Annotated in this window: 16 protein-coding genes; 15 read left to right on the top strand and 1 reads right to left on the bottom strand. The window is 63.8% G+C overall.

Annotated features, from left to right (window positions below):
• Positions 1-208 precede the first annotated feature (208 nt).
• The 15 genes from coxB (at position 209) to DKM43_RS00650 (ending at position 12,154) form a co-directional block, all read left to right on the top strand.
• Complete coding sequence (gene coxB, locus DKM43_RS00720) at positions 209-1,255, top strand: cytochrome c oxidase subunit II (protein WP_201739743.1); 1,047 nt, start codon at positions 209-211, stop codon at positions 1,253-1,255.
• Between the two features lie 30 nt (positions 1,256-1,285).
• Positions 1,286-2,977, top strand: a complete 1,692-nt coding sequence (gene ctaD / locus DKM43_RS00715) for a cytochrome c oxidase subunit I (RefSeq protein WP_109796574.1) — start codon at positions 1,286-1,288, stop codon at positions 2,975-2,977.
• Between the two features lie 227 nt (positions 2,978-3,204).
• A complete protein-coding gene (locus DKM43_RS00710) occupies positions 3,205-4,143 on the top strand; it encodes a heme o synthase (protein ID WP_109796573.1) in 939 nt (312 codons plus the stop codon).
• Complete coding sequence (locus DKM43_RS00705) at positions 4,140-4,328, top strand: hypothetical protein (RefSeq protein ID WP_236632312.1); 189 nt, start codon at positions 4,140-4,142, stop codon at positions 4,326-4,328. Before DKM43_RS00710 ends, DKM43_RS00705 begins: the two co-directional genes overlap by 4 nt.
• 1 nt (position 4,329) lies before the next feature.
• Complete coding sequence (locus tag DKM43_RS00700) at positions 4,330-4,959, top strand: cytochrome c oxidase assembly protein (protein WP_109796572.1); 630 nt, start codon at positions 4,330-4,332, stop codon at positions 4,957-4,959.
• 80 nt (positions 4,960-5,039) lie between these two features.
• Positions 5,040-5,861 (top strand): cytochrome c oxidase subunit 3, encoded by an 822-nt coding sequence (locus DKM43_RS00695; protein WP_109796571.1) that lies wholly within the window; start codon positions 5,040-5,042, stop codon positions 5,859-5,861.
• Positions 5,861-6,232: a DUF983 domain-containing protein gene (locus DKM43_RS00690; RefSeq protein ID WP_109796570.1), complete on the top strand. Its 372-nt coding sequence runs from the start codon at positions 5,861-5,863 to the stop codon at positions 6,230-6,232. Before DKM43_RS00695 ends, DKM43_RS00690 begins: the two co-directional genes overlap by 1 nt.
• The gene (locus DKM43_RS00685) at positions 6,232-6,858 is read left to right on the top strand and encodes an SURF1 family protein (protein WP_109796569.1); all 627 of its coding nucleotides are present in this window, start codon (positions 6,232-6,234) and stop codon (positions 6,856-6,858) included. Before DKM43_RS00690 ends, DKM43_RS00685 begins: the two co-directional genes overlap by 1 nt.
• Before the next feature lie 54 nt (positions 6,859-6,912).
• Positions 6,913-8,319 carry a threonine synthase gene (gene thrC, locus DKM43_RS00680; protein WP_109796568.1) on the top strand — a complete coding sequence of 469 codons (1,407 nt, stop codon included), beginning with the start codon at positions 6,913-6,915 and terminating at the stop codon, positions 8,317-8,319.
• Complete coding sequence (locus tag DKM43_RS00675; RefSeq protein ID WP_109796567.1) at positions 8,312-9,196, top strand: class I SAM-dependent methyltransferase; 885 nt, start codon at positions 8,312-8,314, stop codon at positions 9,194-9,196. The genes thrC and DKM43_RS00675 overlap by 8 nt, the downstream gene beginning before the upstream one ends.
• A 67-nt stretch (positions 9,197-9,263) precedes the next feature.
• Entirely contained in the window at positions 9,264-9,641 is a 378-nt protein-coding gene (locus DKM43_RS00670; RefSeq protein WP_109796566.1) for a dihydroneopterin aldolase, read from the top strand.
• A complete protein-coding gene (locus DKM43_RS00665) occupies positions 9,641-10,411 on the top strand; it encodes an SDR family oxidoreductase (protein ID WP_201739742.1) in 771 nt (256 codons plus the stop codon). The genes DKM43_RS00670 and DKM43_RS00665 overlap by 1 nt, the downstream gene beginning before the upstream one ends.
• Complete coding sequence (moaA, locus tag DKM43_RS00660) at positions 10,408-11,442, top strand: GTP 3',8-cyclase MoaA (protein ID WP_109796564.1); 1,035 nt, start codon at positions 10,408-10,410, stop codon at positions 11,440-11,442. Before DKM43_RS00665 ends, moaA begins: the two co-directional genes overlap by 4 nt.
• Positions 11,442-11,678, top strand: coding sequence for a MoaD/ThiS family protein (locus tag DKM43_RS00655; RefSeq protein ID WP_109796563.1), 237 nt, complete (start codon positions 11,442-11,444; stop codon positions 11,676-11,678). Before moaA ends, DKM43_RS00655 begins: the two co-directional genes overlap by 1 nt.
• Before the next feature lie 17 nt (positions 11,679-11,695).
• Complete coding sequence (locus DKM43_RS00650; RefSeq protein WP_109797006.1) at positions 11,696-12,154, top strand: molybdenum cofactor biosynthesis protein MoaE; 459 nt, start codon at positions 11,696-11,698, stop codon at positions 12,152-12,154.
• Here the strand turns inward: DKM43_RS00650 and DKM43_RS00645 are convergent.
• Positions 12,136-12,687, bottom strand: coding sequence for a hypothetical protein (locus DKM43_RS00645; protein WP_145960449.1), 552 nt, complete (start codon positions 12,685-12,687; stop codon positions 12,136-12,138). The two genes, DKM43_RS00650 and DKM43_RS00645, sit on opposite strands and share 19 nt — an antisense overlap.
• Positions 12,688-12,749: the final 62 nt, after the last annotated feature.

Raw genomic sequence — 12,749 nt, 5'->3', positions numbered from 1 at the left:
CCTTTTGGCGCAGGCACGTTGCGAAGCGTTTCCCTTTGCCCCAAGGGACGGCCTGTCCGCGCTGGAAAAATATCCAAAGGGCGGGTTGAGGCTTGTGGCGGCTACGCGTATAGGCCGGTGCGATCGAGGGACTTAGGGGAAGCGCGAAAGTGCTTTCCTGATGCAGCGCAACAAGCGCGCAAACAGGGAAAAAGCGGAAACTTTGACGATGAGTCTTGCCGATACCGCCCGCAATGCGGGTAAAGTAATCCGGGCCCTTGGCGTCGCTGGCGCGATGACTTTCGGCACGTTGACGATGGGGGCTTCGAGCCTTGCGGCCGCTCCGGCGGCGCCTGTCGCGCAGGCGGCTGCGCCGACGACGGCCGATTCGGCAGCGCCCGCTCCGGCAGCGCCCGCTCCGGCGGCGGCTTCCGCCGATGCGGCGGCTCCCGCTGCCCCGGCAGCCGATGCCGGCTCCTACACCCCGATGGCGCCGACCCCTGGCAAGGGGATGCCGGTGGACAAGGGTTGGACCTTCCAGGACCAGTATTCGCCCGTGGGCGAACAGGGTCTGTGGATGCATGACGTGATCCTGATGCCGATCATCGTCGCGATCTCGATCTTCGTGCTCGTGCTGCTGCTCGTCGTCATGGCCCGCTTCAACAAGCGCGCCAATCCGGTCGCTTCGAAGACCAGCCACAACACCCTGATCGAAGTGGTCTGGACGCTGATCCCGGTGTTGATCCTCGTGGTCATCGCGGTGCCTTCGATCCGCCTGCTCGCCCAGCAGTATGAGCCTGCGCCCAAGGGTGCGCTGACGGTGAAGGTCACGGGCTACCAGTGGTATTGGGGCTATACCTATCCGGACAACGGCGGCTTCGAAGTGATCTCGAACATGCTGCCGGATGAAGAAGCGGTGAAGCGCGGCGAGCCGGGCCAGCTTGCGGTTGACAACCGCATGGTCGTGCCCGCTGGCGAACCGATCCGCATCCAGACCATCGGGTCGGACGTGATCCACGCCTTTGCGGTTCCGTCGCTGTGGTTCAAGCTTGATGCCGTGCCTGGCCGGATCAACGAGAAGATGCTCTTCATCAAGGAGCCCGGCGTCTATTACGGCCAGTGCTCCGAACTGTGCGGTGCTCGTCATGGCTACATGCCGATCGCCATCGAAGCGCTGCCGCGCGACAAGTTCGAGGCGTGGGTGAAGACCCAGCCGGGTGGAACCGTGGGCGGTGCGGAGCAAGCCGCCGCTGCCCCGGCCGCACCCGCCGCCTGACGCGACGTTCATGGACAAGGTTTGAACGAAATGGCTTCCATTCCCGCAAACGAAGGTTTCGATGCGCACGATCATGCGCACGACCACGATCATGATCACAAGCCGGGCTTCTTTGCCCGCTGGTTCATGTCCACCAACCACAAGGACATCGGCACGCTCTATCTGATCTTCGCGATTTTCGCAGGGATCGTGGGCGGCGCGGTGTCGGGCATGATGCGTGCCGAACTGGCGCAGCCGGGCATCCAGTATCTCGGCTATTTTGCCCAGATCCTGGGCACCGCCAATCCCAGCTTCGACCAGCAGCTTCACCTGTGGAACGTGCTGATTACGGCGCACGGTCTCATCATGGTGTTCTTCATGGTCATGCCCGCCATCATCGGCGGGTTCGGCAACTGGTTCGTGCCCATCATGATCGGCGCGCCCGACATGGCCTTCCCGCGCATGAACAACGTGTCGTTCTGGCTTACCTTCGTCGGCTTCCTGTCGCTGATGATCTCGGCCTTCATGCCGGGCGGCACGGGTCAGGGCGCAGGCACCGGCTGGACGGTCTATGCACCGCTGTCCACGTCGGGCTCGGTCGGTCCGGCCGTGGACTTCGCGATCTTCTCGCTGCACCTTTCGGGCGCTGGCTCGATCCTCGGTGCGATCAACTTCATTACCACCATCTTCAACATGCGCGCGCCGGGCATGACCCTGCACAAGATGCCGCTGTTCGTGTGGTCGGTGCTCGTGACCGCGTTCCTGCTCCTGCTGGCGCTGCCGGTGCTCGCTGCCGCCATCACCATGCTGCTGACCGACCGCAACTTCGGCACGACCTTCTTTGATCCTGCCGGCGGTGGTGATCCGGTTCTCTACCAGCACCTGTTCTGGTTCTTCGGCCACCCCGAAGTGTACATCATGATCCTGCCGGGCTTCGGTATCATCAGCCAGATCATCTCGACCTTCTCGAAGAAGCCGGTGTTCGGCTACCTCGGCATGGCCTATGCCATGGTCGCCATCGGCGTTGTCGGGTTCATCGTGTGGGCGCACCACATGTACACCACTGGCCTCGACGTGAACACGAAGATGTATTTCACGGCCGCAACCATGGTGATCGCGGTGCCCACCGGCATCAAGATCTTCTCGTGGATCGCCACGATGTGGGGCGGCAGTCTTGAGTTCAAGTCGCCGATGGTCTGGGCGATCGGGTTCATCTTCCTGTTCACCGTGGGCGGCGTGACCGGCGTCGTGCTGGCCAACGGCGGCGTGGACGACAACCTGCACGACACCTACTACGTCGTTGCGCACTTCCACTACGTGCTGTCGCTCGGTGCGGTGACGTCGCTCTTTGCCGGGTTCTATTACTGGTTCCCGAAGATGAGCGGCCGCATGCACTCGGAGTTCCTGAGCCATCTCCAGTTCTGGATCTTCTTCGTCGGCGTGAACCTGATCTTCTTCCCGATGCACTTCCTGGGTGTTCAGGGCATGCCGCGTCGCTACCCGGACTACGCAGTGGCGTATACCTACTGGAACGAGATCGCCTCGTTCGGCTATGTCATCATGGCCGCGTCGATCGGGGTGTTCTTCATCAACATCCTCTACGCGTTCCTTGCCGGCAAGAAGGCGGAAGCCAACTACTGGGGTGAAGGTGCAACGACGCTGGAATGGACCCTGTCCTCGCCGCCGCCGTTCCACCAGTTCGAAACCCTGCCGGTGATCGACGACAAGGCTCACGCGCACTGAGTCGCTGCATCGATCAGCAGGTTGAAACGAAGGGCCTCCGGAGAAATCCGGGGGCCTTTTGTGTTCATCTGCCAGGTTCAGGTGGCAAGCCAAGGCCGGTGCTGATGACTGCAAGCCAGGCAGTTGTTGCCAGATTCGCATCTCCCCTGAACCCAGTTTTCCTGACCCTTTGTGTGGTGCCGTTTTGCTTCCCTTGAACCTCAAGCCCGTGTAGGGGCAGGGCAATCATGGACTCGTCTACTGGCCTTGCTTCCGCGCCTGCCGCAGGTGTGCCGCTTCCCGCAGACTGGCGCGATTTCTTCGCGTTGACCAAACCGCGGGTGATGACGCTTGTCATCTTCAGCGGGCTGTGCGGCCTGCTTGCAGCGCCGGGAACAATCCATCCGGTGATCGCCTTTACCGCAATCCTGTGCATCGCGGTCGGCGCCGGGGGCGCGGCCGCGCTCAACATGTGGTGGGAAGCCGATATAGATGCCGGCATGAAGCGCACTGCCGCCCGCCCGCTTCCTTCCGGGCGGATGGACCCGACTTCTGCGCGCGATTTCGGTTTTGCGCTGTCGGGTGCGTCGGTCATGGTCATGGGGCTGGGGGTCAACTGGCTGGCGGCCGGAATCCTCGCCTTCTCGATCTTCTATTATGCGTGGATCTACACCGTCTGGCTCAAGCCGCGCACGCCGCAGAACATCGTGATCGGTGGCGGGGCAGGTGCCTTTCCGCCGCTGATCGGATGGGTTGCGGTGACGGGTAACATCACGCTGATGCCCGTGTTGCTGTTCCTCATCATCTTCATGTGGACACCGCCGCACTTCTGGGCGCTCGCGCTGTTCGTGCAGATCGATTACGCCAAGGTCGGCATTCCGATGATGCCGGTTGTCGCGGGCGAAAAATCGACCCGGCGGCAGATCCTGATCTACGCCATCCTGCTGCTGCCAGTCACGCTGGCGCCGTGGCTGATTGGCGGAACGGGCTGGGTCTATGGGATTTCGGCGGTCGTGCTTGGGCTGATATTCGTGGCGCTTTCGATCAAGGTCGGCCTTCGCGAAAGCGTGCCCGATGACCGGATGCTGCCTGAAAAGCGGCTGTTCGGCTATTCCGTGCTCTATCTTTTCGTGCTCTTCGGCATGCTGGCGGGGGACCGGCTTGCCACTGTACAAGGCTGGCAATGATGAATGATCCCCTGAATCCCGGTCCGATCGCGCCGGAACACCTGTCGAAGGAACAGTCCGACCTTTACCGCACCCGCCAGCGCGGGCGGAACAAAGTGCTGGGCATTGTCCTTGGTGCGCTGGCTGTCCTGTTCTTTGCGATTTCCATCGTGAAGATTGCGGCACAGACAGGCGGGGCGAACTGAAATGGCAACGCAGGTGGTTCCCGATACGCGGCGCAATCGCAAGGTGGGCCTGATAGCGGGCGCGTGCGCGCTGGGGATGCTGGGCCTTGGCTATGCCTCGGTTCCGCTTTACCGACTGTTCTGTCAGGTGACAGGATACGGCGGCACGACGCAGCGGGCGGATGCGAAGACGGCTGCGGGCGTGAAAGTGGCGGGCAAGGTCATAACCGTGCGGTTCGACGCCAACGTTGCGCGCGAAATGCCGTGGGACTTCAAGCCGATGCAGGTAAAGCAGGAAGTGCGCATCGGGGAGCGGCAGATTGCCCGGTATCACGCCCGCAACCTTGCCAGCCAGACGGTGACGGGAACCGCGATCTTCAACGTTTCGCCAGAGCAGGCGGGCAAGTATTTCAACAAGATCCAGTGCTTCTGCTTCACCGAGCAGACCTTGCAGCCGGGGCAGGATGTGCCGATGCCGGTGATCTACTATGTGGACCCGGCGATTCTCGATGATCCGGCAGCGAAGAACATCGAGGAAATCACGCTCAGTTATACCTTCAACGAAACCCACGAAAGCCTTGCCGCGCGCAGGAATGCAAAGCCGGCAAAGCTCGTCGAAAAGCCTCTGGACCCGGCGCAAGCCCGGCGATAAAGGCCCAAGGAAACCTGTCCGGGGTATCGTGCCGCGGGCAACCGATTACGACCAGATCAGACTGGGGGAAATGGACAATCATGGCCGGCGCTAAGAACCACGATTACCACATTCTGCCGCCCGACGTGTGGCCTTTCGTCGGCGCGATGTCGGCGCTGACCATGACGAGCGGCGGCGTGCTCTACATGCACAAGATGGCGGGCGGCACGGCTGTCATGCTTCTTGGCCTGCTGGGCGTGATCGTCACATTCTTCTCGTGGTTCGGCAAGATCGTGAAGGAAGCGCATGCGGGCGATCACACCCCGGTGGTCCAGCTTCACCAGCGTTATGGCATGATTCTGTTCATCGCTTCGGAAGTGATGTTCTTCGTCGGCTGGTTCTGGGCTTTCTTCGATTTCTCGCTGTTCCCTTCGCAGCTGGCCGAAGTGGTCGGCGGTCAGTGGCCGCCAAAGGCGATCGAGGCGGTCATGGACCCGTTCGATCTTCCCTTGCTCAACACCCTGATCCTGCTGTGCTCCGGCACCACGCTGACCTGGGCGCACCACGCCCTTATCCATGGCGATCGTGATGGCCTCAAGAAGGGGCTGTGGGCCACTATCATTCTCGGCCTCGTGTTCTCGGCCATTCAGGCTTACGAATATGCCGGTGCGCCCTTTGCGTTCGGCCAGAACACCTTCGGTTCGGCCTTCTACATGGCCACTGGCTTCCACGGCTTCCACGTGATCGTCGGCACGATTTTCCTCATCGTCTGCCTGATCCGCGCCTACAAGGGGCACTTCACCCCGCGTCAGCATTTCGGCTTTGAAGCGGCAGCATGGTATTGGCACTTCGTTGACGTGGTGTGGCTGTTCCTGTTCGTGGCCATCTACGTCTGGGGCAGCTGGGGCTATCCCACTCACTGATGCCTGAAGGCGAAAGCCATCACCAGAAGGGGCAGTCCGGTATCGCCGCGACTGCCCTTTTCGGTTTGTGCCCGCGCTGCGGGGCAAGGGGAGCATGGGCCGGGCCTGCCGCACTTGCGCTCTCATGCAAGGCGTGCGGGCTGGCGCTGGAAGAGCACGAGCCGAGGGGGCGGGCAATGTATCTGGTGGTTCTGCCGGTGACGGCACTGCTGGTGGTTGCGGCCCTGAAGCTGGATGAATGGGTGCAGTTGCCCGTCTGGGCGCTCATCGCACTCTGGGGCTTGGCAGTGCCGCTGGTTATTACCGGTGCGCTGCGTCTTGCCAAGGCAGCGGTGCTGCTGGCGCGGCTGGAAAGGAAAGGGTTGCTCTGATGCGGCGTCTGCCGGTGTTTCCCACGCTGTTCGTCAGCGGCGCGGTTGCAACGATGCTTGGGCTTGGCGTCTGGCAGTTGCAGCGGCTTGACCAAAAGCAGGCTTTGCTCGCGCGCTATGCGGCGGCGATGGAGGATGGCGCGCCGGTTCGCTTTCCTGCCGCCCGCAAGACGGAAGATGCCGCGCAGCACCGGGCGGCAGTGGAGCAGGCACTGTTTCATCGCACTGAAATTGATTGCCGCGTGCCTGCCGGGGAATGGCAGTCCATCGCGGGGCGCAACGCGGCGGGCGAGACGGGCTATGTCCACCTGGTGCAATGTGCGCTTGATGACGGGCGGACCGCCTGGGTTCAGGCAGGATGGACGCGTGGCCCGGATCATCCGGACTGGACCGGCGGCAAGGTGGCCGGAATGATTGCGCCCTACACTGATGGCGTTGCGCGGCTGATTGCCGATCCGCCGGTTGCCGGCTTTGCCGCCAGTGCCCGGCCTGACCCGGCCGACGTGCCCAACAATCATCTGGCCTATGCCGTGCAATGGTTCTTCTTTGCCGGGGTGGCGCTGGTGATCTACGCGCTTGCCTTGCGCAAGCGCCTGCGCGAGCGGGATGGCGGCGCGCAGCGCTGAGCATTGCCCAGAAACCTTGCCACAGACGGCCATCGCCGTTACCTGCGCAAACCCATGAAGTATGTCAGCACCAGGGGGCAGGCACCCTCGCTCGATTTTCAGGGCGTTACGCTCGCAGGTCTTGCCTCGGACGGGGGGCTTTACGTGCCCGAAACATGGCCGCAGTTCTCGGCCGACGAAATCGCGGCAATGGCTGGGCTGCCCTATGCGAAGCTGGCGCAGACCATCATGCTGCCCTTTGTGGGCGATTGTCTGACACCCGAACGGCTGCTGGAACTGTGCGAGCAAGCCTATGGCCGCTTTGCCCACGCGGCAGTAACCCCGCTGAAGCAGCTGGATGAAACCCAGTGGGTGCTTGAACTGTTCCACGGCCCGACGCTGGCGTTCAAGGACGTGGCGCTGCAACTGCTTGGCCTGTTGTTCGAGGAGTTCCTTGCCCGCGGTGACGAGCACATCACTATCGTTGGCGCGACCTCTGGCGATACTGGCTCTGCCGCGATCGATGCGGTTGCAGGGCGTGCCAAGGTTGATATCTTCATGCTTCATCCGCATGGCCGGGTATCGGATGTGCAGCGCCGCCAGATGACCACGGTCATCGCGCCCAATGTCCACAACATCGCCATCGAAGGCAGTTTCGACGATGCGCAGGCGATGGTGAAGCGCATGTTCAACGATGCGGCGATGACGAGCCGATTCGGCATTGCGGCGGTCAACTCGATCAACTGGGCGCGCCTGATGGCGCAGGTCGTCTATTATTTCTACGCTGCGCTTCAGCTTGGCGCGCCGCATCGCAAGGTGGGATTTTCGGTTCCGACCGGCAATTTCGGCGATGTGTTCGCCGGATATGTCGCGGCAAAGATGGGCCTTCCGATCGAGCGCCTGATCGTGGCGACCAATATCAACGACATCCTGCACCGGGCGCTGTCCACCGGCGACTATTCGGCCAGCACGGTTACGCCGACCGCAGCGCCTTCGATGGATATTCAGGTGTCGTCGAACTTCGAGCGGCTGCTGTTTGACGGCTGCGGGCGTGATGGGGCGGCCATGGCGGCGCAGATGAAGCAGTTCGAGACGACCAAGGCCATGCAGCTGACCAATGCGCAGCGCGAATCTGCTGCGGCACTGTTCAGCTCTGCCCGTGCCGATGCGGGGCAGATGGCCAATGCCATGCGCTGGGCGCACGAAGCCTGCGGCGAAGTGCTCGATCCGCACACGGCCATCGGGCTTCATGCTGCGCGCACCGCCGAGGGCATCGCGGCAGGGGTTCCGATCGTCACGCTGGCAACCGCGCACCCGGCCAAGTTCGTGGACGCGGTAGAGCGCGCAACCGGGGTGCGGCCGGGATTGCCCGCGCGCGTGGGGGACCTGTTCGAGCGCGAGGAACGGTATGATCGCCTTCCCGGCGATTACGATGCGGTTGCCGCCTATGTTGCCGAGCGCGCGACGCTGAAAAATGGCTGAACTGGTCCTCCAGCCCACCCTCATGGTTGGCGAGGGCTGGGCGGACTTTGCCCTGATTGATTCGGGGCACGGGCGAAAGCTTGAGCAATACGGGCCGCACCGCTTCATCCGTCCTGAGCCGCAGGCGATGTGGGCGCCACGTCTGGCGGACTGGCGGGCCGATGGCGAGTTTGTTCCGGGGTCCGATGAGGATGGCGGCGGGCGCTGGGTGTTCGATCGGCCGGTGCCGCGCGAGGGCTGGGAACTGGGCTGGAACGAGGTGCGGTTCACCGCTTCGTGCACACCTTTCCGCCATCTGGGCTTCTTCCCCGATATGGCCCCGGTGTGGGACTGGATGGCAGAACGCCTTGCCGGAAAGGCGCAGGCGCAGTGTCTCAACCTGTTCGGCTATACCGGTGTCGGCACGCTGGCGCTTTCCGGCCACGGGCCGGTGACGCATGTCGATGCCTCGAAAAAATCGGTAGCGCAGGCGCGCGCCAATGCCGCCCTGTCCGGGATGGCGGAGCGTCCGGTGCGCTGGATCGTGGACGATGCGGCAAAGTTCACCGCGCGCGAGGTGCGCCGGGGGCGGCGTTATGACGGCATCATCCTTGATCCGCCCAAGTTCGGGCGTGGGCCGGATGGCGAGGTATGGCGGCTGGAAGAAAGCCTGCCGGGGCTGGTGGCCGATTGTGCAAGGCTGCTTGATAGCGAAAGCCGCTTCCTGTTCCTCACGGTCTATGCCGTGCGCATGTCGTCGCTGGCCATTGCCGGGCTGCTGGCCGAGGCGCTGCAAGGCTTGCCCGGAACCATCGAACATGGCGATCTGAGCATTCGCGAGCAGGGCGCGGACGGACGGCACCTGCCGACCGCCATATTCGCGCGCTGGCGCAACTGAAGCGCAAAACGAAAACCCGCCGGTGCGTGGTGGACTCGCCCGCGGCTGAGTGGCAAAGGCCGCGGCCATGACCGACAGCCTGATCCTTGAAGTGGCCAATCTGGAAACCGATGTCCTGACGGGCATCTATTCCGAAGAGACAGGGCGGCCGCAACCGCTGCGCATCACCATGCGCGTGGGTTTGAAGCAGCAGGAGCGCTACACCGCCGATTGTCCGCTTGCGGCCAGCAAGAACTACATGGACCTGAAGTTCGCGGCCACCGAGGGCTTGCCCAAGGGGGTGCATTTCAAGCTGATCGAGGCCGTGGCAGACCACATCATCGAAACGCTGATGTTGCAGGACGACCGGGTGATGTGGGTTGAAGTGAAGATTGTGAAGCTGGCCATCAGCGAGAACGGCGAGGAAATCGGCATCACCTTGCGGCGCGAGCGGAGAACCGCCTGATGCAGCAGCCTCGTCCGCTTGCGCTCATAACCGGCGGATGGCGGCGCATCGGCGGGGCCATTGCCCGCAAGCTGGCCGAAGAAGGATGGGATCTGGCGCTCCATGCGCATCGCCCGTCCACCTTCGATGCCGAGTTCAAGGCCCAGCTTGAATGGCTGGGGGCGGCGGTTTTCCCGGTGTCGGGCGATCTGGATGATCCGGCCGTGCCGCAGCAGCTCCTTGGGGAGGTGATCGGCATGGCCGGGCGGGGCCCCGATCTGCTGGTGAACTGCGCATCGCTGTTTCGCGATGACCGGGTGGAAACGATCACGCCCGAAGAGCTTGATCTGCATTTCCGGGTCAACCTGTTTGCGCCGGTCCTGCTCATGCGCGTCTTTGCCGAGGCAATTGGCGCGGGGGAGACGGGCGGTGCGGTCATCAACATTCTCGACCAGCGCGTGCTCAATCCCGTGCCCGACCAGATCAGCTACACCCTGTCCAAGCAGGCGCTTCATGCGTCGGTGCGCACGCTGGCGCGGGCAATGGCGCCCAAGGTGCGCGTAAACGGAGTGGCCCCCGGCCTGATCCTGCCCACGGCCGATTACGATGCCGAGCAGTGGCGCAGGCTCGAATCGGTGATGCCGCTCAGGCGTTTACCGGGCGCCGACGAGATTGCCGATGCCGTCCACTATCTTGCCACGGCGCGGTCGGTGACGGGGCAGACTTTGTTCGTCGATGCCGGGGCAAGCCTTGAATCCTACCCGCGCGACTTCGTATACATGGGCCGGTGAGCACGCTTGCACTTCCCGGCGCACAGCCCCTGATCGACCGTTTCGCGCGGCGGATCACCTATCTGCGGCTTTCGGTGACGGATCGTTGCGACTTGCGATGCAGCTATTGCATGCCTGAACGCATGCAGTTCCTGCCCAAGGCCGAAGTGCTGAGCCTTGAGGAACTGCACCGGCTTTCGCTGCATTTCATCGCGCGCGGGGTGCGCAAGATCCGGCTGACCGGTGGCGAACCGCTGGTGCGGCGCGACATGCTGGAGCTGGTGCGCGCGCTGGGGCGCAAGGTTGGCGCCGACCACGCTGACGGAGCGCTCGACGAGCTGACCATGACCACCAACGGCACCCGGCTGGCCGAGTTTGCCGATGATCTGGCTGCGGCCGGCATGCGCCGGATCAACGTCTCGCTCGATACGCTGGACCGCGAAACATTCGCCCGGCTTTCGCGGCGCGACATGCTTGCGCAGGTGCTTGAAGGGATTTCCGCGGCCAAGGCGGCAGGTCTGAAGGTCAAGATCAACACCGTGGCGCTCAAGGGCATCAACGAAGCCGAGATCCCCGATCTGGTTGCATGGGCCCATGCCGAGGGCCACGATGTGACGCTGATCGAGGTCATGCCGTTGGGCGAGATCGAGGGCGACCGGTTTGACCATTATCTCCCGCTGGACGGGGTGCGGCGCGCGCTTGAGCGGCGATGGACGCTGAAGCCCAGCGATGCCCGATCAGGCGGGCCTGCGCGCTATGTTGATGTGGCCGAGACGGGTGGCCGTCTGGGGTTCATCACGCCGCTGACGGGCAATTTCTGCGATGGCTGCAACCGGGTTCGCGTGACGGCGACCGGCCAGCTCTACATGTGCCTTGGCGGCGAAGGCCGGGTTGATCTGCGCGCGGCGCTGCGTTCTGCCGATCCCGATGTCGCGCTGGCGGAATGCTTTGCCCGTGCCATGGGCGAGAAACAGGAGCGGCATTCCTTCGTGATCGACCGGCCGGGCGGTGCGCCCGCGGTTTCGCGCCACATGTCGATGACGGGCGGCTGATGGCGCGTCTGGTCTTTCTGGGGCGGCTGGAGGACGTGGCAGGAATGCCGCAGACGGAGGTTCCGCCCGGACCGGTGGAGCAGGTGCTGGCAGCGCTTGCGCCGGAACTGGCCGTGGCCCTGCTGGACGAGAAAGTGCGCATGGCGCTGAATGGGCGGCTGATCGGCGACAGGGGCGCCGTGGTGCTGGGCAAGGGCGACGAACTGGCATTCCTGCCGCCCGTCAGCGGCGGCTGATGGCAGCCGGGGCCGAGATGGCTGATGTTCGCCTTGCGCTCGATCCTTTCGATCCGGCCGCAGAGATTGCCGCGTTCAACGCCGCCCATCCCCATGCCGGGGGCATTGTCACCTTTCTGGGGCAGGTCCGGCTGACAGGCGGGGTCGAGGCGCTGGAACTGAAGCATTATGCGCCGATGACCTTGCCGGGCATGGAAGAGCTTGCCCGCGCCGTGCGTGCACGCTGGCTGCTGGAGGGTCTGTCCATCATTCATCGCAGCGGCGTGATGCGGCCCGGCGATCCGATCGTGCTGGTCTGTGCTGCGGCGCGCCACCGGCGCGATGCCTTTGCGGCTGCCGATTTCGCGATGGACCATCTCAAGAGCCAGTCATGGTTCTGGAAGCGCGAGAAGACCGCCGCGGGCTGGCGCTGGATCGAGCCGCGCGCCGAGGACTTTACCGACCTCGCGCGCTGGGATCACTCGGCCAGCCGCTGACGCAGGGCGGTGATCGCGGCGTCCTGCCGCTGCATCAGGGCTTCAACCTGCTCGCGCGTCGCGCGCACTGCCTTGAGATCAAGGTCCGAACCATCGACAGCGCGGTTGCTCGCCTCGGCTTCAAGCCGGTCAAGATCAGCCAGAGGCAGGGCGGTGCGCGAACGGGCCGTTTCCAGACCTGCCAGCGCGATGGAAGCGATCGACCAGCGCTCACTGCCAGGGGCCGCGCCGGTGGCAGCGCCGACTGCAGCGGTTGCGCCGCTGCGGCGCTGTTCGAACTGGGCGTTTGCCTCGCGGGCGGCGGCAAGCAGGCCGTCGAGCCGCGCGGGCAGATCCGCGCTCAGGCTGGCAGCGCCGTTGGACGCGGGGCGCGGCGTGCTCGTGGTGCGGTATGCCGCTTCGGCAGGACGCCGCATGAGCGAGGGAAACTGGCTCCGGTCAGCGCAGCCGGCCAGCAGTGCCGCAAGGACCACGGGAAGAAATGCGATGGATTCGCACGGGCGGCTCTGGCGCTTGAGGCTGGGCAATGGCATGGCTTGCCCAATAGCACGACCGGCGCTTGCCGCCAGTGGCCTGTGATGGAAGATGAAGGCTT

It is taken from the genome of Novosphingobium meiothermophilum (genome assembly GCF_003171715.1).
Lineage (GTDB): Bacteria > Pseudomonadota > Alphaproteobacteria > Sphingomonadales > Sphingomonadaceae > Novosphingobium > Novosphingobium meiothermophilum.
The sequence above is the reverse complement of the archived record's forward strand: the minus strand, read 5'-3'. Positions and strand labels throughout refer to the sequence as shown.

Excerpts from the sequence above, each read along its gene's own strand:
- coxB (WP_201739743.1), top strand. The coding sequence starts at position 209 with ATGAGTCTTGCCGATACCGCCCGCAATGCGGGTAAAGTAATCCGGGCC.
- ctaD (WP_109796574.1), top strand. The coding sequence starts at position 1,286 with ATGGCTTCCATTCCCGCAAACGAAGGTTTCGATGCGCACGATCATGCG.
- DKM43_RS00710 (WP_109796573.1), top strand. The coding sequence starts at position 3,205 with ATGGACTCGTCTACTGGCCTTGCTTCCGCGCCTGCCGCAGGTGTGCCG.
- DKM43_RS00705 (WP_236632312.1), top strand. The coding sequence starts at position 4,140 with ATGATGAATGATCCCCTGAATCCCGGTCCGATCGCGCCGGAACACCTG.
- DKM43_RS00700 (WP_109796572.1), top strand. The coding sequence starts at position 4,330 with ATGGCAACGCAGGTGGTTCCCGATACGCGGCGCAATCGCAAGGTGGGC.
- DKM43_RS00695 (WP_109796571.1), top strand. The coding sequence starts at position 5,040 with ATGGCCGGCGCTAAGAACCACGATTACCACATTCTGCCGCCCGACGTG.
- DKM43_RS00690 (WP_109796570.1), top strand. The coding sequence starts at position 5,861 with ATGCCTGAAGGCGAAAGCCATCACCAGAAGGGGCAGTCCGGTATCGCC.
- DKM43_RS00685 (WP_109796569.1), top strand. The coding sequence starts at position 6,232 with ATGCGGCGTCTGCCGGTGTTTCCCACGCTGTTCGTCAGCGGCGCGGTT.
- thrC (WP_109796568.1), top strand. The coding sequence starts at position 6,913 with ATGAAGTATGTCAGCACCAGGGGGCAGGCACCCTCGCTCGATTTTCAG.
- DKM43_RS00675 (WP_109796567.1), top strand. The coding sequence starts at position 8,312 with ATGGCTGAACTGGTCCTCCAGCCCACCCTCATGGTTGGCGAGGGCTGG.
- DKM43_RS00670 (WP_109796566.1), top strand. The coding sequence starts at position 9,264 with ATGACCGACAGCCTGATCCTTGAAGTGGCCAATCTGGAAACCGATGTC.
- DKM43_RS00665 (WP_201739742.1), top strand. The coding sequence starts at position 9,641 with ATGCAGCAGCCTCGTCCGCTTGCGCTCATAACCGGCGGATGGCGGCGC.
- DKM43_RS00655 (WP_109796563.1), top strand. The coding sequence starts at position 11,442 with ATGGCGCGTCTGGTCTTTCTGGGGCGGCTGGAGGACGTGGCAGGAATG.
- DKM43_RS00650 (WP_109797006.1), top strand. The coding sequence starts at position 11,696 with ATGGCTGATGTTCGCCTTGCGCTCGATCCTTTCGATCCGGCCGCAGAG.
- DKM43_RS00645 (WP_145960449.1), bottom strand. The coding sequence starts at position 12,687 with ATGCCATTGCCCAGCCTCAAGCGCCAGAGCCGCCCGTGCGAATCCATC.